A 25,264-nucleotide genomic window follows, 5' to 3' on the forward strand; every position below is an offset into this window, starting at 1 on the left:
CCTTTCCGAGGTGTTCCCTCAGCCGACCGCTCGTAGTGAGGTGAGCAGCCTGCTCGTCGAGTACCCGTCTTCGATCGGGACGATCTCGGTGCATCCGCCGTAGCGGCGGACGACCTCGCTCTCCGGAATCGCCACGCCGCCGTAATCACCACCCTTGACCCACACATCGGGCCGCAGCTCGTCGAGCAGCGCTGCCGGGGAGCTCTCGTCGAACACGGCCACGGCATCGACCGGTTCGAGAGCCAGCAGCAGGCGCCTCCTGTCCTGTTCGCACACCACCGGACGGCCCGGCCCCTTGAGGTGCCGCACCGAAACATCGGAGTTCAGGCAGACGACGAGAGCATCCCCCAGGGCGCGTGCGCGCTCGAGCAGCCGCACGTGCCCCGGGTGCAGCAGGTCGAAACACCCGCCCGTGGCCACCAGCCGCCCTCGCCGGCGGCGAACCCGCGCGGCGACGTCGAAAGCGTCGGTTCTCCCGGAATACGGCATCGGCTGCTGCCGGTCCGGGATCGCCGCCGCCAGCCTGCCCGCCCCGCCTCGGGCCACGAACCGGCCGGCCTCCTCGACCGCTGCTGCCACGGCTTCGGCACAACTCGCCCCGCGGGACATCGCCAGTGCCGCGGTGGCGGCGAAGCTGTCGCCGGCCCCGCAGGTATCCACGTCCACGTTCGGGTCCACCGGTGAGGCGGCAAACGTCTCCGTTCCGACGCCGGAGGCCAGGACGGCGCCCTCGGCCCCCAAGGTCACCGCGACCGCCCCGCAGCCCCACCGCTTCAGCAGTGCCTCGGCCGTGCCGGGCGGCGCGCTCGGCTGCTGCGCGAGCGCATCGAACCCGGCTGCTTCCGACCGGTTGGGGACCACCAGATCGGCGCGTGCCACCGGCTCGGCACCCCGGGGGTGCGGATCCCACACCAGCGGCACCGACGGGGGCAGGTCGCCGAGGGCGTGTCGCAGCGACGCGTTGTGCGTGGTGCCCCGGCCGTAGTCGGCCACCAGCACGGCGCCGGCATTCTGCAGGACAGCGCGCGCGTGTTCGCCGAGCGGCTCGTCGAGCACGGCTCCCTCGCCGGAGTCCATGCGAACCAGTGACTGGCCCGCCGCGCGCACCCGCGTCTTGCACGCCGTCGTTCCCCGGAAAGCCAGCGGCACCAGTTCCACCTGCTCGTCGAGCATCCCGGTCAGTGTCCGGCCGGCTTCGTCGTCGCCGATTCCGGCGACGAGGGTGACCTGCGTGCCCTCCTGTGCAGCCAGCAACGCCGCCAGACCCGCGCCACCGGGCCGGCTTCGTCGCGCCAGCACATCGATCACCGGGACCGGAGCGTCCGGGCACAACCGCTCGGCGTGGCCGTCGACATCGACGTCGAGCAGCACGTCACCGACGATCACCAGCGGCGCGTGTCCGCTCGCCTCGCGCCTCATCGAACAGCCTCCTCCCGCGAGGTCTCACCTGCCGCGGCCGCTCCGTGCGTTGCGGTCACTTCGTCGAACGCGGCACACAGCCCGTGGATCAGCGCCAGGTGGACTTCCTGAACCGTGGCCACACCGGGTGCGTCGATGACAACGGCATCGGTGCACACCGCAGCCAGGGTGTTCGGCCCCGGACCGGTCAGCGCCCAGGTGGTCATCCCGATCTCGTGGGCGGTCTTGGCCGCGGCGACGACGTTCTGGCTCCGCCCGCTGGTCGACAGGGCGACGAGGACGTCGCCCGCGCGACCGTGCGCCCGCACGCCACGCGCGAAGACGTCCTGCTCGCCGTAGTCGTTGAGGATCGCGGTGAACGCGGACGTGTCGGCATGCAGCGGGATGGCCGCATAGGGCTTGCGGTCCCGCAGGAAGCGGCCGGTGAACTCACCGGTGAGGTGCTGCGCCTCGGCGGCGCTGCCGCCATTGCCGCACACGAGCAACCGGCCGCCACCTTCCAGCACCGCAGCCAGATGCCCGGCCCATGCGTGCAGCGTCGGCGCCGCCGTTCGGGCTCTGCGTGCCGCACGCTCCAACGCTGTGAAGTGTTCTTCGATCACGGCCTGCCTCCCGTCGACGCGGCCACCGACGCCCCGCTGTGCTCGAGGGCCCGCCGGTAGACCGATTCCGTCTCGCGGACGAGCCGGTCCCACCCGTACCGCGCCCGGACATGACCGACCCCGGCCCTGCCCAGGTCGCAGCGCCAGCGGGGTCGGGCAAGCAGGGTGCGCAGCCGGCTCGCGAGGGTGTGGCTGTCCCGGGGCGGTACCAGCAGCCCGGTCTCACCGTCGATCACGGTGTCGAGATGACCACCCACGGCGGTCACGACCGGGGCCACCCCACACGCCATGGCTTCCAGCGGAACCGTGCCGAACGGCTCGTACCAGGGGGCACTGACCACCACGTCGGCCGATCGGTACATCGCCGGGGCATCGGAATGCGCGAGCTGGCCGGCGAAGTGGACCCGCTCGGCCACCCCGGCCTGCTCGGCAACGAAACGCAGCCGGGCGATTTCCGGGTCGGCGTCCCACGTCGAGCGTTCCGGCCCGCCCGCGATGACCAGTTCCGCATCGGCAACACCCGCGAGCGCGGCGATGGTGGTGTCGACACCCTTGCGTTCCACGAGCCGCCCGATGCTGAGGATTCGGGGCCGCTCGGTGCGGTCGGCGACGGTGCCGGTGGGAACGAACTTGGTGAGATCGATCCCGCAGGGCACCACGGCGGTGTGTTCGGGCGCGACTCCCATTTCGGTGAGCTCGACCACCTCGTCCGAGCACGTGGCCACCACGAAATCGGCGTTGCGGGCCAGCTCGGCCTCGATCCGCTCGCGTTGCGGCGGGCTCGTGTCCTTGTGGCCCTGGTGCCTGCGCTTGACCCGGCCCAGAGCGTGAAAGGTCTGCAACATCGGCACGTCGAGCCCGGCGATACCGCGCCGCGCGGCCACACCGCTCATCCAGAAGTGAGCGTGGACCACATCGGGGCGCTGCGTGCGCCATCGGACGGCCAGGTGGTCGCCGAACTCCGTCATGTACGGCAGGAGGTCGTCCTTGGGGATCGCCTGCGGCGGTCCCGCGGGCACGTGCTCGACCGTGACCCCCGGCGAGACCCGGACCGTGTCCGGAAGGTCCGCCGAATCCCGCCGGGTGTGCACGACCACCTGGTGCCCTCTCCGGGCGAGCCCGTTGGCCAGTTCGGCGACGTGGACGTTCTGCCCACCCGCATCGGCTCCCCCCAACGCCGCGAGCGGACTCGCGTGCTCGGAGACCATGTCGATTCTCATCCGGTCACCTCCTGCAACAGTCCGTCCCACGCGGCGAGAAACCGTTCCAGCGAGTACTTCTCCCGCGCCGCGGCGCGAGCGGCCCGTCCCGCCTGCTCGGCTCTGTGGGCGTCGCCCAGGAATTCCCGGACGGCGTGGGTGAGTACATCCGGCCGTGTCGACACGACACCGGCCTCGGCGGGGACCGCCTCGATCGCTTCGGTCGCGGCCAGAGCGACCACCGGCATGCCGAGGTGCATCGCCTCCACCAGGGACAGGCCCAGCGATGTCCACCGGAACGGGTGCAGGTAGACCCGCCGCCGGGCCAGCTCGGCGTGCATCCGTTGCTGCGGCAGATCCTCGTGCACCGTGAGCCGGTCCCGGGCGATGCCGAGCCATTCCGGCAGCTCGCCCACCCGCATTCCGTAGACGTCCAGCGGGGTGACCGGTGCGAACGAGGGCAACAGGTCGGTCCCCGCGATGCGCGCGCGGCGCACCGGCTCGTTGATCACCACACCGGCGCGTTCGAGCTCTCCGGTGTAGTGGTGTCCCGGATCGACGATTCCGTGCTCGATCACCGTGGTCGGCGCCCGGCCGCAATCCCAGAACACCGCGTTGAAGTGTGTGACGTGGACGATGGGGATATCGCTGCGCTCGGCCAGCGGATGTCGTGTGCTCGCCACCTCGCCACGCGGGGTGTCGTGCTCGACGAACACCGCGGGCACGTCGATACCGGGGCGGCGACCGAGCCATTTCTCGGTCAACTCCATCTCGTGCGGCCGCTGCAGGACGACGACATCGACGTCGGTGCTACGCAGCTCGTCGGCGGTGACCTCGACGGCATTGTCGGGCCAGGGATACGTCCGGGCACGGCCCCGCCCGTCGGCGTCCCGGTTCGGTGTGACCGGCACCAGGTACGTGTGATCGCCGTGCACGAAAGCGGTGCTCCACGCACCGTGGACATGCCAGACCAGGATCCTCATGCCACCGCCCCCGTCATCGCTTCGACCGCCTCGACGACGTCGTCGGCGCCCACTTCGGACAGGCAGGGGTGACCGGGCACGGGGCACACCCTCGCGCGAGTGTCCCGGCACGGTGCCTGTTGATCGCCGAGCAGGGTCGTCGCCACGCCGTAGGGCGCCCAGCGCGCGGCGCGCACCACGGGTGCGAACAGGGACACCACCGGGGTGCCCACCGCTGCGGCGAGGTGGGCCGGCCCCGTGTTGGGGGCCACGACCACACAGGCACGGTCGAGTACCGCGGCCAGTTCGGCCAGCCCGGTACGGCCACCGAGATCGGTCGCCACGTTGCCTGCCACCCGCTCGGTCAGCGCGGACTCGCCCGAGGCGCCGGTGACGACCACGCGGTATCCCTCCGCGGCCAGCGACCGCACCGCGGCGGCGCACCGATCGGGCGGCCACTCCCGTGCCGGCACGGAAGCGCCGGGGTGCACCACGACATATCCGGGATCGCCGACCTTGTCCGCGACGTCCGGCAGGGGCCTGCGGAGGGCCAGCCGTCCCGTGTCCGACTCCGGCAGCGTGAAACCCGCCGCGCGAGCCAGCGACAGCGCCCGTTCCGGCTCCGGAGGGTCACCGTCCACTGTGTGCCGCAGGTCCAGCAACGATCCCGGGTAGTCCTCGCTGATCGCGCCGATCCAGTCGACCCCGGCCATGCGCAGCAGCAGCGCCAGCGGCAACGCGGACTGATGGAACGAGGTGAACACCAGGGCCCGGCTCGGTCCGACCGCGCGGATGCGGTCGACGAACTCGAGCATCTCGGCCCGCTCCACGGGCCGCGGTTCCGGGTCGATCCATGGGGCCGACCACTCGATGACACTGTCCACACCGGGCAGCAGCTCGGCCGCCGCACGTCCTCGGGGGCCCGCGAGCATCACGACCGAATCGGCTCCGTCGGCCACCGCGCGCACCGCCGGGCCCGCCAGGAGCACGTCGCCGACATTGTCCAGCCGCACCACCAGAACCGTCTCGCTCATCGCGGGACCTCCTCCAGAACCCGCCGCACCGCGTACGTGACCGTCTGCGCCACCTCGGCCACCCGGTCCGCGCTGCGGACTTCCTCCGGAAGCGTGCGGTGGGTCGGCACCAGAATCGCGCGGGCGCCCGCCGCGATCGCGGCCTGCACGTCGGCCCCGGTGTCGCCGATGACCACGCAGGAGCCGGCGGGAACGCCGAGGGCGCGCGCCGCCCGCGTGATCAGCCCGGGAGCGGGCTTGCGGCACGCGCATCCGTCGTCCTCGCCGTGCACGCACACCTGCCAGGTACCGAACGGCCCCAGATGCCGTTCGACCTCGTCGTTGACGGTGCGCAGCTGGTGCTCGTCGATCAGTCCGCGAGCCACTCCGGACTGGTTGCTGACCACACCGATCGCGATCCCGCGGTTGCGCAAGGTCTCCAATGCCTCGCGCACGCCGGCGATCGGACGCACCCGCCGTGGATCACCGTTGTAGGGGACGTCGTGAATGAGGGTGTCGTCCCGATCGAACAGCACCGCCGCCGGAGCGCCGTGCCGCCCGCGCTTCCGCCCCGAGCGGCTGCGCCACTCACCGCGAGCCCGGTGCCAGCACGCCACGGGTGGAATGAGGGCACTGGTGACGAGCATCCTGGCGGTCTCCATCGGTGTGCGTGGTCCGGGGGCGATACGTCGCCAGGCGAACTCGGCGGTCAACGCCAGCCACACTGCCGCGCCCGCCGCGGCGACCGGTCGCCACGTCGGTCGTCCGGCTCCGGCCGTGCTCACCAGCGCGGCGGCCGTCGTGGCCGCGTGCCGCCCGATACGGCCCGGTCCCTCCCCCGCACGCCGGCGCCAATTCCTGCCGTACTTGCGGCGCATCACGGCGTTGTCGGCATTGCCCGCCTGGGCACGAACACTGGCGAAGAACCCGTCGGCCCGGACCGGGTGGAAGGTGTTCCTCGAGCCGCTTGTCAGCTGGTAACCCAGCATCCGCACGCGCAGCGCCAGATCGGCGTCCTCCCGGTAGGCGCGCGGGAATTCCTCGTCGAATCCGCCCAGCAGGGCCAGCACGTCCCGCCGGTAGGCCATGTCCGCGGTGATCCACCATGCCTGCGCCAGCCCCGCGGTGCCGCGTTCGAGATCGGTCGGCGCGCGATCGTGCGGCAGCGGGACGACGATCTTTCCCTGGCACCCGGCGGTCTCCTCGTCGACCTCGGCCAGGTCCCGCTGCAAGGCCCGGGACCATCCCGCCGCGGGCACGACATCGTCATCGAGAAAGACCACCCACGGCGTGGTGGCCTGCTGCCAGCCGACATTGCGCGCTCCGGCCGGTCCCCGGCCACCGGAGAGCACGACTCGTGTCGGGACCGTGCCGGACGGCACCGGCAGGGCAGCATCCGCACCGGGGCGGTCGTCGACCACGACGATCTCCTGCGGCGCCGGTGTGGTCTCCAGTGCCGCCAGCAGCGCGCCGAGACTGGCGCGCCCCGTGGTGGGGACCACGACCGTGTAAGCGATACAGCCGGTACTCATGCCGCACTCCCCGGCCTGCGTACGACGAACGGGCCGAGCACGAGAACGTCGATGGGCGAGGATCCGAAGCATTCGAGCGCGTCGGTCGGATCGTCGACCATGGGTCTGCCCGCGGTGTTGAAGCTCGTGTTGATCACGGCCGGGATCCCCGTTTCGGCGGCGAACGCGTCGAGCATCCGCGCCTGCAGAGGTTCGGCCGCCCGGTCCACGGTCTGAATCCGGGCCGTTCCGTCCACATGCACCACCGCAGGAATGCGTTCCTGCCACAGCGGATCCACGTCGTGCACGAACAGCATGTACGGGCTCGGCAATGGTCCCCGGCCGAAGATCTCCCCGGCCCGTTCGGACAGCACCATCGGTGCCACGGGACGGAACTGCTCCCGTCCCTTGACCTCGTTGAGGCGCTCGACGTTGCCCGCGTGGCCGGGATGGGCCAGCAGGGATCGGTGCCCGAGTGCGCGCGGGCCGAACTCGCTGCGTCCCTGGAACCAGCCCACGATCTCGTTGCGGGCCACCGCCTCGGCGGCCTCCCGGGCCACATCGGCCGGCCTCTCGTAGGGAATGTGGGCGGCATCGAGCCGGGCGGCGATCTCGGCATCGTCGAATCCCCGCCCGAGGTCCGCCCCCGGCATAGGACGGATGTGCTCCCCGTGCTCGGCGGCCAGGTGCAGCGCACCTCCCAGCGCCGTGCCCGCGTCACCCGCCGCGGGCTGGACCCACACCTCGTCGAAGGGACCCTCCTCGGCGAGCCGGGTATTGGCCACGCAGTTCAACGCGATTCCGCCGGCCAGCGTCAACCGCCGCCTGCCGGTCTGGCGGTGCAACCATCCCGCCAGTTCGAGCAGTACTTCCTCCAGTCGCGCCTGGACACTGGCGGCGAGTTCGGCGTGCTCGTCGAGCAACTCCCCGTCGGGCGCGCGGCGCGGAGCCCATCGGGACCAGTCGATCGCGGCGAGCTCGAAACCGCCGGCATCGCTGCGTATCAGCTCGGTGAAGTCCGGCAGGAAGCTCGGCTTCGCATAGGACGCCAGCGCCATCACCTTGTACTCGTCGCTGGAACGGTGGAAACCGAGGTGCTCGGTCAGTTCCTCGTACATCAGCCCGAGCGAGTGCGGGAGCCGCTGGCTCGCCAGCACGTGCAGCCGGCCGTCGCGGTACTCGCCCGCCAGCGCCGAGGTGCACTCGCCACGCCCGTCCGCGGTGAGCACGGCCGAGTCACCGAACGGGGCGGCAAGACCGGCCGAGGCGGCGTGGGCGACGTGGTGCGGAACGAATCGCACCCTGTCCGGGTCCAGCCCCGGCAATGCCGTCTTCAGAAACTGCGGCGCGCGAGAGGCGTACTTGGTGCGCAGTTCCTCCCAACCGGGATCGAGCCCCTCCAGGTCGTGGTCGACGAGTTCGGGGTCGTAGGAGTAGGCGACCGCGTCCAGGTCCTCGGGCCGTATCCCGGCCTGCTGCAGGCACCAGCGGGCGGCCTTGTCGGGGAGTTCCCAGGCCGAGAAGGGGACCGGGCTCTTGCCGTGCTTGCGCCGACTGAATCGTTCCTCTTCGGCCGCGGCGACCACTTCGCCGTCGGTGACGACAGCGGCGGCCGGATCGTGGAATACCGCGTTGATACCGAGGATGTGCACGAGGCGCCTCCCGTAGAGCCGATGCTGCGTTCCCGAGGAGGCCGTGTTGGGCCGCTTCGGTACGGAACTGCTTCCATACCGCTACCCTGCGAAGCGACGTCTTCAAACCATGCGGACCGAACGAGGGGCCCACCAGGGCGTTCATGCCCTGCTCGAGGGCAGTCGAACACGGTCCGAAGCGGTGTCGACCCCCAGGAGCTCGGCGAACCAGTGGAGGGTGTGCAGCAGGCCCTCGTGCATGCCGATTTCCGGCTGCCATCCGAGTTGCTCTTCGGCGGCGGTGATGTCCGGGCAGCGCCGCCGGGGATCATCGGCGGCCCCGGCGACGAATTCGATCGGGGCCGTGCCGCCCGCCAGATCGCGGATCGTCTCCGCGAGATACAGCACCGAGTACTCCTGCGGGTTGCCGATGTTGAGCGGCCCCTCGCACCCGGAATCGGCGAGTGCCAGCAGGCCGCGCACGGTATCGGAGGCATAGCACACCGACCGGGTCTGCCTGCCCGAACCGGCCACCGTCAGCGGCTTGCCGCGAAGAGCTTGGCAGACGAACGTGGGCACCATCCGGCCGTCGTCCGGCTGCATGCGTGGGCCGTAGGAGTTGAAGATCCGGGCGATGCCGGCGCGTGTCCCCCGCTCACGGCGATAGGCGCAGGTCAGTGCTTCGGCGTATCGTTTCGCCTCGTCGTAGACCGAGCGGGGGCCGATCGGATTGACATTGCCCCAGTAGCTCTCCCGCTGCGGGTGTTCCAGCGGATCGCCGTAGACCTCGCTGGTGGAAGCCAGCAGGAACCGCGCCTCCTTCTCGGTGGCCAGTTCCAGCGCCTGCATGCAGCCCTGCCCGCCGACCAGCATCGTCTCGATCGGCAGCCGCTGGTAGTCCTTCGGGGAAGCAGGCGAGGCCAGGTGCACGACGAGGTCCACATCGCCGGTCACGGGCAGCGGCCGGGTGACATCGCATTCCACCAGCCGGAACCGAGAATCCGTGGCACACTCTCGGACGTTGCGACTGCTGCCGGTGACGAAATTGTCCAAGCACAGGACTTCGGTGCCGCGTGACACGAGTTGCTCGCAGAGGTGAGAGCCCAGAAAGCCCGCCCCTCCTGTCACGACAGCACGCTGAAAACCGCTGCGCACCATCGAATTCCCCTCGCCGTTGCCAACTGCCTCGCCCGTTTACCCACGTGGGAGATGTGACAAACCACAGGCGTCGAGGCATCGGGAACCGGGTGACTCGAGACGAACACCAGGACGGGAGGTGAGCTGTGCGCGTACTGATCACCGGCTGGCCGAGTTTCCTGCACGGTGAGGCGACAGCCGGAGACGTGGCGGCCATGGAACGCGTGGCGGCCGAACTGGCCGCGGCGCACGTGCCGTACGACACCGCGTGGAGCCCGGGTTTCGCACCGGATGCGTTGAGCCTGGACGAGGCGTCCGCTCAGGACTACACCGATGTGGTCTTCGTCTGCGGGCCCGCGCACGGCGAGCAGGTGCGTCAACTCCATCAGCGCTATGCACGGTGCCGGCGCCTGGCGATCGATGTTTCGATCGTGGACCGCGGCGATCCGGCGGTAACCGGTTTCCACACCGTGTTCGCCCGGGATGAGCCGGGCGCGACGCCGTCCCGGGACATCGCCCTCGGCAATGCCGCCTCCCGGGCGCCGGTGGTCGGGGTGATCCTGGCTCCCGAACAACCGGAGTACTCCGACCGGCGCCTGCACGGCCACGTGCACGAATGCCTCGGCGCGTGGCTCGCACGGCTCGACTGCGCTCCCCTGCCACTGGACACCCGGCTCGACACCCGGGACTGGTGGCTGTGCTCCACTCCGGACCAGTTCTCCGCGTTGATCGCGCGGACCGACGTGGTGGTGACCTCCCGGATGCACGGGCTGGTTTTCGCGCTGCGGCAGGGGATTCCCGCCCTCGCGGTCGACCCGGTCTCCGGGGGAGGCAAGGTCACCGCGCAGGCGCAGGCCTGGGACTGGCCGGCGATCATGCCGGCGGAGACCCTGGCCGGTGGAGAGGAAGCCGCCCGGCCCCAGCTGGATCGATGGTGGTCCTGGTGCCTGTCCGCAGAGGCTCGGGCTCTGGCGGACAGCAGGTCCGGAACCGGTGCGGATTCGAGCGCGGCCGCCTTGTCGGCACTGGTGGAGCAGCTGTGCCACGCACCGATTACCTCGGCCTGAATCGGGTATCACCGGTAGAGGCGAGGCTGCGGGGATTCCGGGCACCATGCCGGGCCAGCGGGGCGAACAGGATGCGAAGAGCTCATGACTGCAGCGAAGACGCGGTTCCGGAAGCGACAGGAACGGGCGGGCGAGGACGTCACGAGCGTGCTGCACGCCCTGGCAGAGGTGCTGACCTGCGAAAGCCGTAACGAGGACAACGTCTGCGACATGCTCGGGTCCGCCGTGGCCGTGCTCCAGAACGCCGACATGGGCAGTGTGGTCACGGTGGCGGCCACCGGACACGCCGAGCCGGCCGCCGACACCGACGAACGGGCCCACGCGGTGGACCTCGCACAGTACCGGGCCGGCGGCGGCCCCTGGTTGGAGGTGGCCCGGACCGGCACCGTGGCGCAGGCCGCGATCACCGAGGTGCGCACCCACTGGCCGGGGTTCGTCCGCAGTGCCCGCGAGTCCCGCCTTCGCAGCTTCCTCTCGGCGCCGCTGATCGGCGAGGACCGCGTTCGGGCCGTGCTCAACCTGTATTCGCACTCGCCGCTGCTGGGCGACTTCGACGCCGGACGTCTCCGGCCGTTCGGGGCGGCACCGAAGCGGAGAGGGCACCCCTGCGGGGGTGCCCGGCACAGCCATCGCCGGGACGACCATCGGGAGGCGCCGTGAACCACGCCGTGCACCAGCAGGCCCCACCCGACGCCGCGGTGCGCGAACCGGTGGCGACACGAACCACCATCGTGATCGCCACGCGCAACCGCGTCACCGAACTGATGACCACATTGCGGCATCACCGGCAACGCAGTCCGGAATCACCGGTCATCGTGGTGGACAACGCGTCGACGGACGGCACCGCCGCCGCTGTACGGCACCGGTTTCCCGAGGTACGGCTGCTGCGCGCACGCCGCAACATGGGAGCCACGGCGAGGAATCTCGGTGTTCTGTGCGCACGGACCCCCTACATCGCCTTCAGCGACGACGACTCGTGGTGGGCGGCAGGCTCCCTGGGCCGCGCCGAGGCGATCCTGGACGACCATCCTCGATTGGCCCTGATCGCCGCCCGTCCCTTGGTCGGCCCCGAAAACCGGCCCGACCCGATCACGGAGCTGATGGCCCACAGCCCGCTGCGCAGCGACCGCCCCCTGCCCGGGCCTGCCGTTCTCGGCTTCATGGCCTGCGCGGCCGTCGTGCGCCGCGAGGCGTTTCTCGGGGTCGGCGGCTTCCACCCGCTGCTGTTCTTCGTCGCGGAGGAAAGGCTGCTGTCCTACGACCTGGCCGCCGCGGGATGGTCACTGGCTTATGTGGACACGGTGATCACGCACCATCACCCTTCGGGACAGCGTCCCGGCAGCCGACAGCGCCACAGTGTCGAGCGGCGCAATCTCGCCCTGATCGCCTGGATGCGGCGGCCGTGGCGAGAGGCCTTCGCGGAAACGCGAGCGCTGCTTCGCGAATCACCACGAAGCAGCACAGCGCTCCGGGCGCTCGGCGGCACGCTGCGGCGCCTGCCCCGGGCGCTCGCCCGACGTCGTGCCCTGCCCGCCGAGGTCGAGCGGCAGATCGCCACGCTGCGGACGGCGCCGGACAACGACACCGCAGGGTGACCACCGCATCCGTACACCGGCCGGCGCCGCGCCGACGTTCCGGGCACCGGACACAGGTGAATGATCGTGGACCTGTCTGCGTGAATCCTGTTCGGACCGATCGCTCCTTCCCCACATCGTGTTTCACCGGCGCATCCCGAGTTTGGCCGCTGCCCGGCGAGGGAAGTCGCAGTGGTCGAGGAAGCAAGGCGGGCACTTCGTCCGACTTCCCGCGCACATCACTGTTGGTGATGTCGAGCAGCAGCTCGGCGACCACGCAAGGGAACGAATCCATGAGACATTCTTTGCTGCACGGCATGGCAGCCGGAGCTGCCGGGACCACCGCGCTCAATACCGCGACCTATCTCGACATGGCGTTGCGTGGCCGCCCGGCGAGCACGACACCGGAACAGACGGTCCGACGAGCCGAAGAGCTCACCGGCAAAGCGCTGTCCGCCTCCGGCACGGACACGGAACCCGCGAGCAATCGGCGGTCCGGACTCGGGGCCCTGCTGGGACTCACGACAGGGATCGGAGCCGGCATGTTCTACGGGGCCGTGCGCTCGCGCATGCCGCGGGCCCCGCTGGCGCTGATGTCCCTGGTAGCCGCTGTCGCCGCGAACGCGGGCAGTGTCGTTCCCATGAGCGCACTCGGCGTCACCGATCCCCGGCAATGGCCCGCGAGTTCCTGGGCGATGGACCTGATACCGCACCTCGCCTACGGATGGGCCACCGCCGCTGTCTACGAACAACTCACCCGCCGATGATCAAGGAGTACACGTGTTCTACCACACCAAGCGCATGCAGTTCGAGGCCAAGCCCGAGCAACCGGATCCCGTCTACGCCCGCAAGCTTCAGGAACTCATCGGCGGTGCGTGGGGCGAGATGACGGTGACCATGCGGTATCTGTTCCAGGGCTGGAACTGCCGCATGGAAGGCAAGTACAAGGACATGATCATGGACATCGCCACCGAGGAGATGGGCCATGTCGAGATGCTCGCGACCATGGTCGCGCGGCTGCTCGACGGCGCTCCCTCGGACAAGACCGCCGAAGCGGCACAGAACGATCCTGTCCTGGGCGCGATCATCGGTGGGATGGACCCGCAGCAGGCGATCGTCAGTGGAGGTGGAGCCACACCCTCCGACTCCAACGGTTATCCGTGGAACGGACGCTACGTCGTTGCCAGCGGCAACCTGCTCGCGGATTTCCGCGCCAATGTCACCGCCGAATCGCAGGGGCGGCTGCAGACCGCGCGCCTGTACCACATGACCGACGATCCGGGTGTGAAGAACATGCTCAAGTTCAACCTCGCCCGCGACACCATGCACCAGAACCAGTGGCTGGCCGCGATCGAACAGCTCAAGGCCGATGGTCTCGAGGGCACCGTGGTACCCAACGACCTGTTCGACGAGGAGCATCGCGAGCACGCGAGCACCCTGTGGCACCTCTCCGACGGGGACGCCTCGCAGGAAGGGCAGTGGGCCCACGGCACCGCGCCCGACGGTGACCACGAATTCAGCTTCGTGGCCAACCCCGAGCCGCTGGGGGGACCGGCCAGTGGCCCGAAGCCTCCCGAACACCTCTACGCCACGACGTGGGAAACGGACACCATGCTCCGCAAGGCCAAGAACACCGTCAAGGACAAACTCACCTGACGTGGGGACACCACCGGCCCGGCCGGACAGCGCTATTCGGCCGGGCCGGTGTTCTGCTGTCCGGCGCAGACAGCCGACGACGCAGACAACCGGGAGTGCCTCCGGTGCTCGGGTGTCGAGCAGCCGGAAACGGCAGCATCCACACCGGAGGTTCCGAGCGGAGAACCCGCCGGCCACGGCCGCTCTCCGATGCCGCGGCCGACGGGCTGTGCGGTGCTGCCGTGCGGTGCTACGCCGTCTTGCCCGGTTGCAGCAACACCTTGGAGTAGCCGGGTTCGCGGTTGTCGAACCTGGCGTAGGCATCGGGAGCCTCGCTCAGGGGCACCTGCTTGGAAACCACGAAGCTCGGCTTGGCGCGGCCGGCGACGATCAGGTCCCGGAGCTGATGTGCGTAGGCCTTGGCATCGGCCTGCCCGGTGCCCATGCGCAGACCCCGTTCAAAGAACCTGCCGATGTTGAGCAGGAGCAGCCCCTGAGCGGCGTGCTCGTTCGGAGCTCCCGGGTCCGAGGGCAGATACAGCCCGACGGTACCGATGGACCCGGTGGGCCGGACCGTGCTGATCAGGTGATTGAGCACAATGGCCGGCTGCTCCTCGCCTTCGGCGGCGGTGGCCTGGTAACCGACGGCATCGATCCCCCGGTCCACGCCGTCCTCGGAGAGGGCGTCCTTGATCTGTTCGGACGGGTCTCCCGCGGTGAAGTTGATCGGAGTGGCCCCGATCTGCTCGGCCAGCTGGAGCCGGTTGTCGACCCTGTCGACGACGAACACCCGACTGGCTCCCTTGAGCAGTGCGGAGTAGGCGGCCATCAGTCCGACCGGCCCGGCGCCGTAGACCGCGACCGTTTCCCCGGGACGCACGCCGGCGAGCTCGGTGGCGTGATACCCGGTCGGGAAGATGTCGGCCAGCAGCGCGAAGTCCTCCTCGTGCTCGGTACCGGCAGGCAGCGGCACGCAGTTGAAGTCGGCGTAGGGCACTCGCAGGTACTCGGCCTGACCGCCCCGGTAGGGGCCCATCGACACGTAGCCGTACGCGCCGCCGGCGAACCCGGGATTCACGGTCAGGCAGAAAGCCGTCTTGCCCGCGCGGCAGTTCTTGCAGAATCCGCAGGCGACGTTGAACGGCAGCACGACGCGGTCTCCCGCTCGAACACTCGTCACTCCGGAGCCGACGTCCTCGACGATGCCCATGTTCTCGTGGCCGAAAACGATGCCGGGTTCCGCATCCGTACGCCCCTCGTACATGTGCAGATCCGAACCACAGATCGCGGTGGTGGTGATCCGCACCAGGGCATCGGTGGGTGCCTCCATACGAGGATCGTCCACTTCTTCCACCGCAACCTCGTAAGGGCCGTGATAGACGAGTGCACGCATGTCGAGACCTCCCAGCCGAGTTTTTCCGCTTGCTGCTTCTTCTGCGCGGAATACCCGCCACGCCTTCCCGACAAACCGCTTCCCCGGTGGTCAGCGGCTCATCACTCAGGAGTGGGCAACGGTGGTCGAGTTCCCCCCGAAACGCATCTCGAAGTCGTGCATCGTGACACTGGCAAAGGGCCGGTGACCGTGCAGCCACCCCAGCGGGCCGTGCCGCTCCGGCGTCCACGAGGCGGTGCTCAGGGCTATCCGCGTGCGCACGCGGACCTTGCTTTCCCGGATGCCGGCCGCCACCGGTTGCGCGATGTGGTAGCGCAGCGGCCAGGTGCCGGGCAGCGTCGCCCGTTCGTGCAAGGTCGCCGAGGCGATCCCGCGTGCCCGTGCCTGCCACGGTGTCGTGGTGGAGATGTCGAAACCGGCCGATTCCTTGGGAATGCCCCACAAGGCGCGGCCGCCCTGGCGGGAGGCTTCGCTGTCCACCCAGATCCGAGTGATGCAGGCGCGCAGGCGGGCCTTTCGCCGGACGAGGACGGCGACGAGCAACTCGTTGTACTCGAGCACGCTGCCGGGGCCGTAGACGACCCACGCCGTCCCGACGATCCCGGCACCACCGGCCAGAACCGGTGTCAGGCCTTGGCCAACGGCGGGCAGCTCGCGTTTCGGCAGGCGCCACAGGGACACCGACAACCGGCCGCACAGCGACCAGGGCTCGGGCGGATACGTCATGTCCACTCCGCATCATCATGGCGGCGATCGGGAGTGGGAGCGTACCGCCACACTGTGCGCGACGGCACCGGGCACCGGCGAGTGTTCAGCGATCGAGGAGCGCACGGGCCACGGACAGCGCATCCGGATCGACCGTGCTCTCGGTGCGGGCCGCCGACCGCAGCCAGCCGGCAAGGGGCGGTCCCACGGCCGGCGACATCGCAGTGATCCAGTGACCACTGGCCGCGCGGGCTTCCGCGACGTGCTCGGTGCTGCCGTCCTCGCGCTCGGCCACGACCTCGGGACGCGTGGCCAGCAGTCCTCGCAGCTGCCATCGCCCGCGCGTCGAGGTCGCGGCCAACCGCTCGATCAGTTCCGCCGCGTCGCGGAGTTCACGCCGTTCTTCCTCGCCCACCGGCTCATTGTCACACCGCTGCGCCGAGGAAACCTCTCACGTCTGCAGTTCGCCGCTACTACCCGCGTCGATCAGGCTGCGCAGCTGTTCGGGCAGGGCATCCCGGACCTTGTCCATCACCCCACCCTGGGTGGCTTCGCGCATCACTTCGAACACCACGCGAGCGGCGTACGTGGCCTTCGGCTCGTCCATCCCCGCGCGGTTGCTCATCCTCTGCACGAATTCGTTGAGGTCGAAGCGCTCTCCGGTACCCGCGCCACCGAGCACCTCGGTTCTGCGGAAGTTCTCCCCGATCTCCTGCGGCAGCTGCGCGGCCACGTGGTCGGCGAGTTGTTCCGGCACCCGCTCCCCCAGCGTCTCCATGGCGGCACGGGTCGCGGCCTCGGCCTCTCCTCTACTGGCGAGCTGGGCCCGTTGCTGTACCTGTCCGATGAATGCGTCGTGATGCATGGAATCCTCCCGGTTCACCTCGGTGCCCGCTCGCGGAACCGGAAGCCGTGGGCACTGACACCGGCTTCGTCCGGCCCTCCGCGATGCCCGCGGTTCACCTCAGCCGTTTTCCTGCTGCAAGCGGGCGTGCAGGAGTTTCTTGCCCCGTTCCCCGGCGCGCAGGTTTTCCTGCTGAAGCTGGCTGAGCCATTCGGCCAGCTCCGTGTCGTTCTGATTCTGCGCATCTTCCAGATACGTCTGCAGGTGCCAGGACTGCTGCAGCAGGTTCTGCAATACCGTGACGAGGTTGTAGTTCTTGTCCTTGACCGGGCTCTGGGACTGATCGACCATATCCGCTCCTAATCTCGTGTACCGCTGACCTTCGTGTTCCACACCGCGGGCGGCGATAAACCCCTCACCAGGGGATTCATCCCCTCACGGGGAGGCGTCGACCGGTTCTGTCGTATCGATCGAATCCGCCGTGCCGAGCCGGTACTTCGCGAACGGCTCTCCCAGAACCGGTTGGGCGACATTGCGCACGGGAACGCCGCCGGGGGTCGTCCCTCGTTCGGTGCCGTAATGGGCGTGCCCGTGCACGGCGAGGTCGACCGCGGCCGCATCGATGGCCCCGGCCAGCATGTGGGTGCCGAGGAAGGGGTGGATTTCGGGGGGCTCACCCCGCACCGTGTCCGGGACCGGGGAGTAGTGCGTCAGGGCCACCCGTTGATCCGCGTCGAGGGCGTGCAGGGCATGTTCCAGGGAGTCCGCCAGTTGCCTCGAATGATCGATGAACGCCTTCATCTCGCGTTCGCCGAACGAGCTGCCGCACCGCCCGGCGAATCCTCCGCCGAACCCCTTGACGCCTGCCACCCCCAGCCGTTCCTGTCCTACGGACACCACGGTTGTGTTCCCTTCGAGAATCTGCAGGCCGCCTTCGCGGAGCACGTCGGCGAATTCCTCGGGACGGTCGTCGTGGTGATCATGGTTGCCGAGCACCCCGATCACGGGAACGGGAAGGTCACGGAATTCCTCGACCACCGCCCGCGCCTCGGCGAGGGTGCCGTGATTGCTCAAGTCGCCCGCGAGCAGGAGCACGTCCGCGTGTTCGTCGACGCGCTCCATCGCCGGGCGGAACCGGCCCTGCGTGTCCCGGTCGACATGCACGTCCCCCACGGCTGCGATCCGGATCAATTCGGTTCCTTTCCTCTCTCGGGGTCCTCCGCTGCCTCCTGAATTCGGATCTCGGTGATTCCCAATCGCTCCACCAGCAGCAGGAAGGCTTCGGCATACGGGGAGTGCTCGGTGTCCCGCCGGACAGCGTCCCAGTCGATCTGCTCCCGCAGCGCTCGTGCCGTGGGAAGGAGTTGGCTCATATCGCACCGGTGCGGTCCGAGCACCAGCAGCTTGTCGACGAGGAGGTGCGTGGCGGGCATCACCGGCACGCTGGCGGGGCCGACCCGCAGCTCCTCCGCCTCCTTCAGGACCGCGTCGGTGACCGGGTATTCGTTCGGGCGGTGGATGATGTCGACGAGTCGATCACCGTCGAAGGCCTTGACCAACCAGTCCTCCGGAGGTTCCACCGTGCTCATCCCCCGGTTCTCCATCGCCTGTTGCGCCACTTCGACGTCCTGCGGCCGCACCAGAACATCGACGTCGTGTTCGGAGGCGGGTCCCCCGCGCGCGTAGATCGCACAGCCGCCGGTGAGCGCGAAGGGCACCTCCCCGTCGCGCAAGGCGCTGCTCACACGGGTCAACGTCTGCAGCAGTTCCTCGGGGGCCTCCACCGGATGCGTCACCTCCCCGCGGCACGGTGTGGTCACCCTGCGCGCTCTCGATCGGGCGATCCTTTCCACCGTGCGTGTACCCATGCCCTTTCCGGTCCAATCGACCGATCCGGCGGGCCGCGGGCGAGGACGCTTCGCCTTCCTGCCCGTTGTTGCGACTCGAAGTGATCGGACACACACTGCCGGTACACGATGTCGCCGCAGGGCGGAAATGTGCCGACAGACCGCGATCGGGAGGTGGCAAGGTGCTCGTGAACATCCTGCCCGGCTCCAGGACGGGCCGAGCATGAGTGCGCGCGTTCTCGCCGCGGGAGTCGGCAATGTGTTCCTCGGCGACGACGGTTTCGGTGTGGACGTCGTCGGGCGGCTGGCGGCGGAACAGGTGCCCGAGGGTGTCCACGTCGCCGACTTCGGGATCCGCGGCGTGCATCTGGCCTACGAACTGCTCGACGGATACGACGCCGTGCTGCTGATCGACGCGCTTCCCCGCGGGGACGAGCCGGGCACGCTGTACGTGCTCGAACCCGACCTCGACACCCTCGAACCCCTCACGCCGGGAACGGGCGGGGTGACGATGGACGCGCACGGGATGAATCCGGAAGCCGTGCTGTCCCTGTGCAAAACGCTCGGTGGTCTCCCCGGGAGGGCTCTCGTCCTCGGCTGCGAACCCGCCGACTGCTCGGAACGCATGGGACTGTCCGAACCGGTCGCGGCAGCGGTCGACCCTGCGGTGGAGAAGGTGCGCGAGCTGCTCGCCGAGATGGTGGAGACAACCCGGACGGCCACCAGCCCCACCGCGGGCATCGAGTCGTGATCGACTGCGACGAATGCGGGTACGTGTCGCTACTCGAGGTGCCGGATCGGCGCAGTGGGCCGGGGCGGCAGGATTCCGCCACCGACACCGCGACACGCGCCGCCCACGCACTTCCTCATACCGGTTCCCGGGGGATCAGGAGGTCGTTCAGCAGTCCCTCGACGAGGGGAACGGCCTCGTCGAGGACCGCGGAAACCGGAGGGCTCAGCACCCCGGCCGTCGCGCTGTGCCCGTCGGTGGCCGGATCCGCCGGTTCGCACTCCACGAGGAGGATCCGGCACCGCACCCCGCACCGGCGGGCGAGGCCGACAGCACCGAGCGGACCTTCGGCTCCCGAACCGGCGTTCCCGTCCTCACCGGCCTTGCTGGGATCGGTCACCGAAAGGGTGCCCGGCTCCCGCCCCCGCGAAGTCGCACACAGCAGCACCGCGGCACCGTAGCCTTCCTGCAGGGCCTGTGCCAGATCCGCCAGGCGGATGCCGAAGTCCGCGGTATGCACCCCCGGCGGGAGACGGTTCCCGCGCAGCCGGTCGACCACTTCCGACCCGAAGGATCCGTCAACGCGGAAGGCATCTCCGATGCCTGCCACCAGCACCTGCGGGTCCGGCGGCCGATCACCGGCCTCCGCCAGCGGTTCCAGCTCCTCGGGCGTGAAGAAGAAGCGATGCCCGAGCTGACTCATCGACCCGAGGTCGCGCCCCGGATCGCCGTCCAGCATGACGACGACGTGGACCCGGCCGTCGGCGTCCTCCTCGACGCGATCGACCTCGGCGATCCGCCCGGCCAGTGCCAGGTCGACGATGTCGGCGCGCTGTGACGGCCGCAGCCGGACACGGCTGCCTCTGCGCAACGTCATCCCGTCCACCATCGGTTCGTTCGCCCGCATGCTCTCCATGGCTATGCCGACCGCGGTTTCTGATTCGCGGAACCGCTCCGGAACGAAGCCATCCGCCACATCCTGATTTCGCGGATCAGTCCGGGAACTTCCTTCACGAACATTCCGAGCACGGCCGCCCCGACGAGCACGCCCTGTGCGATCAACACTCGCTTGGCCATGTCCACACCCCTTTCTTCTCATTCCGGCTCGTCGCTGCACTCAGCCCGGCGAGATGTTCGGCATGATCTTCATGATCGCGTTGTGCTTCTTCCACAGAATCCCGGTCGAGCGCCGCGCGTCCGAGGTTCCGTCCTCGTGGTGACCCGGCTGTTTGTAGTAGGGACCCTTGTTTCCCTCGTGGATTCCCGGGACATGCGTGGACACGTCGAGTCTGATGTCGGGTTTTCCGACCCGGATGCCGCCCATCGTTCCTCCTCTACCACTGTTCTAGCGTCGTTCCTGCAATTCCGCGAAGAAACGCTCGATCTCCGGCCATACGGTGCTGCCGCCGGAGAGCCCTTTCCACTCCCGGCGCACCACGCCGACCAGCCGGAAGCAGTCGTCGATGGGAGCGATCCAATACTGCTGCTGATCACGCGCGGTATTGATCAGCAGCGCCTCCACATCGGTCTCCAGGCCGGCCAGCTCGGGGCAGCGATCAACCGTGTCTCGCCATGCTTGCTGGTCGACCTCCCACTCGGTGGGCCCCGCCGGGCTCGGGTAATACGCGGCCACGGTGCCGTCCGCGCGCATCACGAAGAACGCCAGGCCCACCGGAACCCCCAGGGCTTCCGTCGGCACCGGGTCCAGCCGGAGACGCCGCTCGGGAACCCGCCGGTAGTGCCCCTCGCTGGCCGCCTCCCGGTCGAACAGCAGCGAGCAGGGCCGGCAGGCGCACATCAGCTCCCCGCGCTGCGTGTCGAACAGGTGCCGGTGCCCGGCCGAGACCGGAGCACTGCACAGATCGCAGTGCTCCGCCGCCTCCGCCCGGCGGGCACCGGCCCGGCGGACGACGCGCTCGAAGGCTCCGGTCGTCATGCCGATCCCCCGGCGCTCGCGGGCCGCTGCAACAAGGCATCGAGGGGGATGAAAGCATCGTCGCGATCGTCGGCCGCAGGCACGAACTTCACGCCCGACAGCTCCGGCGCGACGGCCAGCACGGCCTCGCGGACCGCGTCCTCGACCCCGGACGAGGAACACCCCTTGATGCTCAGCCGCACGTCCGCCACGCCGCCGTCGATCCCGGCAGGCTCGACGTCCCCGCCACGTTCCTGCACGGCCGGGCGGAGACCCTCGATGGCGCGGGAAACCCGACGCTCGACCGGGTCGGGATGGAGATCGTGCAGGACCAGCAGGTGCCCCAACAGCTCGTCGTCGGCGAGCTCCTCGGCCAGCGACTGCCCGGCGAGACTCAGCACCCGGGCCAGAGCCTCGCCGTAGACCTCGGTCAGCGTCTGCACGGCCTCGATCGCCGCCTCCACCGTCGGGCCCGGGACCTGCTCGACCCGTTCGAGCAGCTCGTCGAGCCGGGCCAGCCGCTGGCCGATCGCCGCGTCGTCGAGCCGATCCGACTCAGTCATTGGTGGCTCCGAACATCGGCGAGTGCATCCGCTTCAGCTCGTTGCCCTCACCGAGGTACATGTGCACCCCGCAGGGCAGGCAGGGATCGAAGCTGCGCACGGTCCGCATGATGTCGACGCCCTTGAAGTTCTCCGGGCCGTTCTCCTCGAAGATCGGCGTGTCCTGCACGGCGTCCTCGTAGGGGCCCGGGGTGCCGTAGCTGTCGCGCGGGCTGGCGTTCCACGGCGTCGGCGGATACGGGTGGTAGTTGGCGATCTTGCCGTCCTTGATCACCATGTGGTGCGACAGCACCCCGCGGACCGCTTCGTGAAAACCGCAGCCGACCGCCTCGTCGGGCACCTCGAAGTCGGTGAAGACCTTGGTCTCGCCGGCCCGGACGTGCTCCATCGCCCGCTCGAGGAAGAAGAACGCCATGGCCGCGGAGTACGCGACGAAGTAGGGCCGGGCCCGGTCACGCTCGAGGGCGTTCGACAGCGGCTTGCCCTCCTTGTCGTGCGGGATCTTCCACTCCAGCGTCATCTCCGGCAACTGGTCGCTCTTCGGCAACGAGATCTGCACGCTCGATCCGGTGGAGGTGACGTACGGATTGTCCTTGACCAGCCCGGACAGCGCCGTGGACCACAACCGGGCGAACGGGCCGCCGCCGGTGTCGAGCGCGAGGTGATCGGTGCCGTCGAACCAGCGCGGGCTCATCACCCAGCTGTAGTTGCCGTCGAAGTCGCGCTTCTGCGGGACCGGCACGGTGGTCTGGTTCCACGGGTGGCGCATGTCGACGGGGTTGCCCAGCGGATCGTGGGTGACGAACGGCTCCTCGTTGACCCAGTCGTCGTAGAAGGAGCTGCCGAGCAGGATCCGCATGCCGAGGTTGATGTCGACCAGGTTGTTGGTGACGAGCCGGCCGTCGACGATGATGCCCGGGGTGACGTGCATCGCCTTGCCCCACTCGTTCATGTTCTCGTAGCGGTAGTCGCAGAAGTCCGGGTTCTGCCACGAACCCCAGCAGCCGAGCAGCACCCGGCGCCTGCCGACCTCCTCGTAGCCGGGCAGCGCCTCGTAGAAGAAGTCGAAGACGTCGTCGTTCATGGCGACGGCTTTCTTGACGAAGTCGAGGATGCCGACCAGCCGCGAGAGGTAGTCGGTGAACGTGGTGGGCTCGGGCATGGTGCCCACCCCGCCTGGATACATCGTCGACGGGTGGACGTGGCGCCCCTCCATGAGGCAGAACATCTCGCGGGTGACCCGGCTGACCTGCAACGCCTGCTTGTAAACCTCACCCTCGAACGGGTTGAACGCCCGCATGATCTCGGCGATCGTGCGGTAGCCGTGGATGTGGCCGTTGGGCGCCTCGGTCGTCTCCGCCCGCTGCAGCACGCTGGGGTTGGTCTCTTTGACCATCTGCTCGCAGAAGTCGACGAAGACCATGTTGTCCTGGAAGATCGTGTGGTCGAACATGTACTCGGCGGCCTCACCGAGGTTCACGATCGCCTCGGCCAGCGGCGGCGGCTTGGCCCCGTAGGCCATCTGCTGGGCGTAGTGCGAGCAGGTGGTGTGGTTGTCACCGCAGATGCCGCAGATCCGGGTGGTGATGAAGCCCGCGTCCCGCGGATCCTTGCCCTTCATGAACACCGAATAGCCCCGGAACAGCGACGACGTGCTGTGGCACGTGGCGACCTGACGGTTCTGGAAGTCGATCGTGGTGTAGATACCGAGATTGCCGATGATCCGGGTGATCGGATCCCAGGCCATCTCGACGAGCTGTCCTTGCTCCTGCCTGGCGCTGCTCCTGGGCTCGGTGGCCGTCATCGTGGGTGTCCTCCTGCTGTCGTGGTGGGATTCGGCCGTGGGCCAGGGTCGGTACTTCGGCCCTGCAAGCAGGCCTCAGGGGCGCCAGCGCGGGTCGTAGCCGCTGGTCAGCACGGGCCCGTTGTGATGCCACTTGGGTTCCTGGTTCGCCGGGATGTTGCTGATGGCGCGCATGCGCCGGATGAAGGCCCCGTAAGGTCTGATGAGCGCCGAGGACAGGCTGCCGCCCGTGGGCTCGTCCATGAACGGCATGAACATGTCCGGAAAGCCCGGCATGGTGCAGGCGATGCAGATACCGCCGACGTTCGGACAGCCACCGACGGCGGACATCCAGCCGCGCTTGGGCACGTTGCAGTTGACGATCGGACCCCAGCAGCCCACCTTCACCTGACACTTCGGCGAGTTGTAGTCCTTGGCGAAATCGGCCTGCTCGTAGTAAGCGGCCCGGTCGCAGCCCTCGTGCACGGTCTTGCCGAACAACCACTGCGGGCGCAGCTTCTCGTCCAGCGGAGGCGGCGGCGCCGCTCCGGCCGCGTGGTAGAGCACCCAGGTCAGGGTCTCCATGAAGTTCTCCGGCTGGATCGGACAGCCGGGCACGTTCACGATCGGCAGCGCCCCCTCGGACTTGAAGTCCCAGCCCAGGTAGTCGGCGAGCCCCATGCAGCCGGTGGGGTTGCCCGCCATGGCGTGGATCCCGCCGTAGGTCGCGCAGGTACCCGCGGCGACGACGGCCCAGGCATGGGGCGCGAGGTGGTCGATCCACCAATTGAGCGTGAGCGGCTCACCGGTGTCGAGATCATTGCCGAACGACGTCCAGTACCCCTCGCCTTCGATGATGTTCTGGTTGGGGATCGATCCCTCGATCACGAGGATGAACGGCTTCAGCTCGCCGCGGGCCGCGGCGCGGAACGGCCGGAGGAAGTCCTCGCCTCCCTCGCTGGGCGAGAGCACCTTGTTGTGCAGGTTGACCTTCGGCAGGCCCGGGATGAGTCCCTGCACGAGGTCCTCGATCGCCGGCTGTCCGGATGCCGTCATCGACACCGTGTCGCCGTCACAGCTCATCCCCTCGGAGATCCAGAGGATGGTGACCTCGTCGAAGCCCTTCCTGGCTTCCGCCCTGCTCGATTCCTGCTGCCACGTGCGCGTGCCGCTTTCGATCGTCATGTCGTCGGCCTCCCTTGCAGCCGGTCCCGGAACCGGTCGTAGATCGCCGCGACCGGACCGGCCATCGCCAGCCCCGGCGGTTCGTTCGGTGCGTGTGGGTGCGGTCGGGTCGGTGCCGTCCGCTTGGCCGTATCGAGCGCCTCCCCCAGCTCGTCGAGGGCCTGCTGGTCGACCGCATCGCGCAGCCTCGGCAGCATCTCGCCCTCCTCCTCGGCCACGTGTTGCTCGATCTCGGTCTGCAGCTCCGCGAGCAGCTCGTCCGTGCGCTGGTCGCCTGCGGAGAGCCCGTCGAGGGTGGCGAGGGTCTTCTTGACGCCCATGTGCTCGGCGAGGTGCTCGTCGATCTCCTGCGCCCCGTCCGGCAGGACCTTCTTGGCCAGCGGGTAGACCATCAGCTCTTCCAGCGCGGCGTGTTTGGACAGTTCGCGGACGACGAGTTCGACCACACCGCGCCGCTGCTGGTCGGAGGCGGCCGCCTGGTAGTCGCGGAACAGCTGCTCGACCATGCGGTGGTCGTGCTTCAGGAGCTCGATGGCGTCCATCAGGGCC

28 protein-coding genes are annotated in these 25,264 nt (G+C 69.1%); 6 read left to right on the plus strand and 22 right to left on the minus strand.

The window, feature by feature from the left end; all coding sequences use genetic code 11:
* Positions 1 to 18: 18 nt before the first annotated feature.
* From DFQ14_RS09070 to DFQ14_RS09105, 8 genes are all read right to left on the minus strand, one after another.
* On the minus strand, positions 19 to 1,419 hold the full coding sequence (locus DFQ14_RS09070; protein WP_114452729.1) for a PfkB family carbohydrate kinase: 1,401 nt from the start codon (positions 1,417 to 1,419) through the stop codon (positions 19 to 21).
* A complete protein-coding gene (locus tag DFQ14_RS09075; protein ID WP_114452730.1) occupies positions 1,416 to 2,021 on the minus strand; it encodes a D-sedoheptulose-7-phosphate isomerase in 606 nt (201 codons plus the stop codon). The genes DFQ14_RS09070 and DFQ14_RS09075 overlap by 4 nt, the downstream gene beginning before the upstream one ends.
* Positions 2,018 to 3,241, minus strand: a complete 1,224-nt coding sequence (locus DFQ14_RS09080) for a glycosyltransferase (protein ID WP_114452732.1) — start codon at positions 3,239 to 3,241, stop codon at positions 2,018 to 2,020. The genes DFQ14_RS09075 and DFQ14_RS09080 overlap by 4 nt, the downstream gene beginning before the upstream one ends.
* The gene (locus DFQ14_RS09085; RefSeq protein WP_114452733.1) at positions 3,238 to 4,203 is read right to left on the minus strand and encodes a glycosyltransferase; all 966 of its coding nucleotides are present in this window, start codon (positions 4,201 to 4,203) and stop codon (positions 3,238 to 3,240) included. Before DFQ14_RS09085 ends, DFQ14_RS09080 begins: the two co-directional genes overlap by 4 nt.
* Complete coding sequence (locus DFQ14_RS09090; protein ID WP_114452734.1) at positions 4,200 to 5,216, minus strand: glycosyltransferase family 9 protein; 1,017 nt, start codon at positions 5,214 to 5,216, stop codon at positions 4,200 to 4,202. The genes DFQ14_RS09085 and DFQ14_RS09090 overlap by 4 nt, the downstream gene beginning before the upstream one ends.
* On the minus strand, positions 5,213 to 6,727 hold the full coding sequence (locus DFQ14_RS09095; RefSeq protein ID WP_114452735.1) for an HAD-IIIA family hydrolase: 1,515 nt from the start codon (positions 6,725 to 6,727) through the stop codon (positions 5,213 to 5,215). The genes DFQ14_RS09090 and DFQ14_RS09095 overlap by 4 nt, the downstream gene beginning before the upstream one ends.
* On the minus strand, positions 6,724 to 8,358 hold the full coding sequence (locus tag DFQ14_RS09100) for a carbamoyltransferase family protein (RefSeq protein ID WP_114452736.1): 1,635 nt from the start codon (positions 8,356 to 8,358) through the stop codon (positions 6,724 to 6,726). The genes DFQ14_RS09095 and DFQ14_RS09100 overlap by 4 nt, the downstream gene beginning before the upstream one ends.
* Before the next feature lie 141 nt (positions 8,359 to 8,499).
* Positions 8,500 to 9,495, minus strand: coding sequence for an NAD-dependent epimerase/dehydratase family protein (locus DFQ14_RS09105; RefSeq protein WP_114452737.1), 996 nt, complete (start codon positions 9,493 to 9,495; stop codon positions 8,500 to 8,502).
* Between the two features lie 125 nt (positions 9,496 to 9,620).
* Between DFQ14_RS09105 and DFQ14_RS09110 the strand changes: the two genes are divergently transcribed.
* From DFQ14_RS09110 to DFQ14_RS09130, 5 genes are all read left to right on the plus strand, one after another.
* Positions 9,621 to 10,541: a polysaccharide pyruvyl transferase family protein gene (locus DFQ14_RS09110; protein ID WP_114452738.1), complete on the plus strand. Its 921-nt coding sequence runs from the start codon at positions 9,621 to 9,623 to the stop codon at positions 10,539 to 10,541.
* Between the two features lie 84 nt (positions 10,542 to 10,625).
* Positions 10,626 to 11,201, plus strand: coding sequence for a GAF domain-containing protein (locus DFQ14_RS09115; RefSeq protein ID WP_114452740.1), 576 nt, complete (start codon positions 10,626 to 10,628; stop codon positions 11,199 to 11,201).
* A gap of 38 nt (positions 11,202 to 11,239) precedes the next feature.
* Positions 11,240 to 12,136, plus strand: a complete 897-nt coding sequence (locus DFQ14_RS09120) for a glycosyltransferase family 2 protein (protein WP_420810148.1) — start codon at positions 11,240 to 11,242, stop codon at positions 12,134 to 12,136.
* Between the two features lie 272 nt (positions 12,137 to 12,408).
* Positions 12,409 to 12,882 (plus strand): hypothetical protein, encoded by a 474-nt coding sequence (locus DFQ14_RS09125; RefSeq protein ID WP_114452741.1) that lies wholly within the window; start codon positions 12,409 to 12,411, stop codon positions 12,880 to 12,882.
* A 13-nt stretch (positions 12,883 to 12,895) separates the two neighbouring features.
* Entirely contained in the window at positions 12,896 to 13,771 is an 876-nt protein-coding gene (locus DFQ14_RS09130; RefSeq protein WP_114452742.1) for a manganese catalase, read from the plus strand.
* Positions 13,772 to 14,000: 229 nt separating this feature from the next.
* On the opposite strand, the gene DFQ14_RS09135 is transcribed toward DFQ14_RS09130, so the two are convergent.
* From DFQ14_RS09135 to DFQ14_RS09165, 7 genes are all read right to left on the minus strand, one after another.
* The gene (locus DFQ14_RS09135; RefSeq protein ID WP_114452744.1) at positions 14,001 to 15,143 is read right to left on the minus strand and encodes a glutathione-independent formaldehyde dehydrogenase; all 1,143 of its coding nucleotides are present in this window, start codon (positions 15,141 to 15,143) and stop codon (positions 14,001 to 14,003) included.
* A 105-nt stretch (positions 15,144 to 15,248) separates the two neighbouring features.
* Entirely contained in the window at positions 15,249 to 15,869 is a 621-nt protein-coding gene (locus DFQ14_RS09140; protein ID WP_114452745.1) for an acetoacetate decarboxylase family protein, read from the minus strand.
* 85 nt (positions 15,870 to 15,954) lie between these two features.
* A complete protein-coding gene (locus DFQ14_RS09145; RefSeq protein WP_114452747.1) occupies positions 15,955 to 16,263 on the minus strand; it encodes a hypothetical protein in 309 nt (102 codons plus the stop codon).
* Positions 16,264 to 16,299: 36 nt separating this feature from the next.
* Positions 16,300 to 16,713, minus strand: coding sequence for a DUF2267 domain-containing protein (locus tag DFQ14_RS09150; RefSeq protein ID WP_114452864.1), 414 nt, complete (start codon positions 16,711 to 16,713; stop codon positions 16,300 to 16,302).
* A gap of 99 nt (positions 16,714 to 16,812) precedes the next feature.
* Positions 16,813 to 17,043: a hypothetical protein gene (locus DFQ14_RS09155; protein WP_114452748.1), complete on the minus strand. Its 231-nt coding sequence runs from the start codon at positions 17,041 to 17,043 to the stop codon at positions 16,813 to 16,815.
* Positions 17,044 to 17,127: 84 nt separating this feature from the next.
* Complete coding sequence (locus DFQ14_RS09160) at positions 17,128 to 17,883, minus strand: metallophosphoesterase family protein (protein WP_114452750.1); 756 nt, start codon at positions 17,881 to 17,883, stop codon at positions 17,128 to 17,130.
* Entirely contained in the window at positions 17,880 to 18,560 is a 681-nt protein-coding gene (locus tag DFQ14_RS09165) for a nucleotidyltransferase family protein (protein ID WP_338072592.1), read from the minus strand. Before DFQ14_RS09165 ends, DFQ14_RS09160 begins: the two co-directional genes overlap by 4 nt.
* Before the next feature lie 202 nt (positions 18,561 to 18,762).
* On the opposite strand from DFQ14_RS09165, the gene DFQ14_RS09170 reads away from it, so the two are divergent.
* Positions 18,763 to 19,290 carry a hydrogenase maturation protease gene (locus tag DFQ14_RS09170; RefSeq protein ID WP_114452751.1) on the plus strand — a complete coding sequence of 176 codons (528 nt, stop codon included), beginning with the start codon at positions 18,763 to 18,765 and terminating at the stop codon, positions 19,288 to 19,290.
* A 115-nt stretch (positions 19,291 to 19,405) separates the two neighbouring features.
* On the opposite strand, the gene DFQ14_RS09175 is transcribed toward DFQ14_RS09170, so the two are convergent.
* From DFQ14_RS09175 to DFQ14_RS09205, 7 genes are all read right to left on the minus strand, one after another.
* A complete protein-coding gene (locus DFQ14_RS09175) occupies positions 19,406 to 20,176 on the minus strand; it encodes a hypothetical protein (protein WP_114452866.1) in 771 nt (256 codons plus the stop codon).
* 210 nt (positions 20,177 to 20,386) lie between these two features.
* Complete coding sequence (locus DFQ14_RS09180) at positions 20,387 to 20,593, minus strand: hypothetical protein (protein ID WP_114452753.1); 207 nt, start codon at positions 20,591 to 20,593, stop codon at positions 20,387 to 20,389.
* A 21-nt stretch (positions 20,594 to 20,614) separates the two neighbouring features.
* Complete coding sequence (locus DFQ14_RS09185; RefSeq protein ID WP_114452755.1) at positions 20,615 to 21,205, minus strand: DUF5947 family protein; 591 nt, start codon at positions 21,203 to 21,205, stop codon at positions 20,615 to 20,617.
* Complete coding sequence (locus DFQ14_RS09190) at positions 21,202 to 21,747, minus strand: NifU family protein (RefSeq protein ID WP_114452757.1); 546 nt, start codon at positions 21,745 to 21,747, stop codon at positions 21,202 to 21,204. The genes DFQ14_RS09185 and DFQ14_RS09190 overlap by 4 nt, the downstream gene beginning before the upstream one ends.
* Positions 21,740 to 23,551: a nickel-dependent hydrogenase large subunit gene (locus DFQ14_RS09195; RefSeq protein ID WP_114452759.1), complete on the minus strand. Its 1,812-nt coding sequence runs from the start codon at positions 23,549 to 23,551 to the stop codon at positions 21,740 to 21,742. Before DFQ14_RS09195 ends, DFQ14_RS09190 begins: the two co-directional genes overlap by 8 nt.
* A 75-nt stretch (positions 23,552 to 23,626) precedes the next feature.
* Positions 23,627 to 24,715 (minus strand): NADH-quinone oxidoreductase subunit B family protein, encoded by a 1,089-nt coding sequence (locus DFQ14_RS09200; RefSeq protein ID WP_114452761.1) that lies wholly within the window; start codon positions 24,713 to 24,715, stop codon positions 23,627 to 23,629.
* Positions 24,712 to 25,257 (minus strand): hemerythrin domain-containing protein, encoded by a 546-nt coding sequence (locus DFQ14_RS09205; RefSeq protein WP_114452867.1) that lies wholly within the window; start codon positions 25,255 to 25,257, stop codon positions 24,712 to 24,714. Before DFQ14_RS09205 ends, DFQ14_RS09200 begins: the two co-directional genes overlap by 4 nt.
* Between the last annotated feature and the right edge of the window lie 7 nt (positions 25,258 to 25,264).

It is taken from the genome of Halopolyspora algeriensis (assembly GCF_003337235.1).
GTDB classification, from domain to species: Bacteria; Actinomycetota; Actinomycetes; order Mycobacteriales; family Pseudonocardiaceae; genus Haloactinomyces; species Haloactinomyces algeriensis.

Excerpts from the sequence above, each read along its gene's own strand:
- DFQ14_RS09070 (WP_114452729.1), bottom strand. The coding sequence starts at position 1,419 with ATGAGGCGCGAGGCGAGCGGACACGCGCCGCTGGTGATCGTCGGTGAC.
- DFQ14_RS09080 (WP_114452732.1), bottom strand. The coding sequence starts at position 3,241 with ATGAGAATCGACATGGTCTCCGAGCACGCGAGTCCGCTCGCGGCGTTG.
- DFQ14_RS09085 (WP_114452733.1), bottom strand. The coding sequence starts at position 4,203 with ATGAGGATCCTGGTCTGGCATGTCCACGGTGCGTGGAGCACCGCTTTC.
- DFQ14_RS09090 (WP_114452734.1), bottom strand. The coding sequence starts at position 5,216 with ATGAGCGAGACGGTTCTGGTGGTGCGGCTGGACAATGTCGGCGACGTG.
- DFQ14_RS09095 (WP_114452735.1), bottom strand. The coding sequence starts at position 6,727 with ATGAGTACCGGCTGTATCGCTTACACGGTCGTGGTCCCCACCACGGGG.
- DFQ14_RS09105 (WP_114452737.1), bottom strand. The coding sequence starts at position 9,495 with ATGGTGCGCAGCGGTTTTCAGCGTGCTGTCGTGACAGGAGGGGCGGGC.
- DFQ14_RS09115 (WP_114452740.1), top strand. The coding sequence starts at position 10,626 with ATGACTGCAGCGAAGACGCGGTTCCGGAAGCGACAGGAACGGGCGGGC.
- DFQ14_RS09125 (WP_114452741.1), top strand. The coding sequence starts at position 12,409 with ATGAGACATTCTTTGCTGCACGGCATGGCAGCCGGAGCTGCCGGGACC.
- DFQ14_RS09135 (WP_114452744.1), bottom strand. The coding sequence starts at position 15,143 with ATGCGTGCACTCGTCTATCACGGCCCTTACGAGGTTGCGGTGGAAGAA.
- DFQ14_RS09140 (WP_114452745.1), bottom strand. The coding sequence starts at position 15,869 with ATGACGTATCCGCCCGAGCCCTGGTCGCTGTGCGGCCGGTTGTCGGTG.
- DFQ14_RS09150 (WP_114452864.1), bottom strand. The coding sequence starts at position 16,713 with ATGCATCACGACGCATTCATCGGACAGGTACAGCAACGGGCCCAGCTC.
- DFQ14_RS09155 (WP_114452748.1), bottom strand. The coding sequence starts at position 17,043 with ATGGTCGATCAGTCCCAGAGCCCGGTCAAGGACAAGAACTACAACCTC.
- DFQ14_RS09165 (WP_338072592.1), bottom strand. The coding sequence starts at position 18,560 with ATGGGTACACGCACGGTGGAAAGGATCGCCCGATCGAGAGCGCGCAGG.
- DFQ14_RS09170 (WP_114452751.1), top strand. The coding sequence starts at position 18,763 with ATGAGTGCGCGCGTTCTCGCCGCGGGAGTCGGCAATGTGTTCCTCGGC.
- DFQ14_RS09175 (WP_114452866.1), bottom strand. The coding sequence starts at position 20,176 with ATGCGGGCGAACGAACCGATGGTGGACGGGATGACGTTGCGCAGAGGC.
- DFQ14_RS09180 (WP_114452753.1), bottom strand. The coding sequence starts at position 20,593 with ATGGGCGGCATCCGGGTCGGAAAACCCGACATCAGACTCGACGTGTCC.
- DFQ14_RS09185 (WP_114452755.1), bottom strand. The coding sequence starts at position 21,205 with ATGACGACCGGAGCCTTCGAGCGCGTCGTCCGCCGGGCCGGTGCCCGC.
- DFQ14_RS09190 (WP_114452757.1), bottom strand. The coding sequence starts at position 21,747 with ATGACTGAGTCGGATCGGCTCGACGACGCGGCGATCGGCCAGCGGCTG.
- DFQ14_RS09195 (WP_114452759.1), bottom strand. The coding sequence starts at position 23,551 with ATGACGGCCACCGAGCCCAGGAGCAGCGCCAGGCAGGAGCAAGGACAG.
- DFQ14_RS09200 (WP_114452761.1), bottom strand. The coding sequence starts at position 24,715 with ATGACGATCGAAAGCGGCACGCGCACGTGGCAGCAGGAATCGAGCAGG.
- DFQ14_RS09205 (WP_114452867.1), bottom strand. The coding sequence starts at position 25,257 with ATGGACGCCATCGAGCTCCTGAAGCACGACCACCGCATGGTCGAGCAG.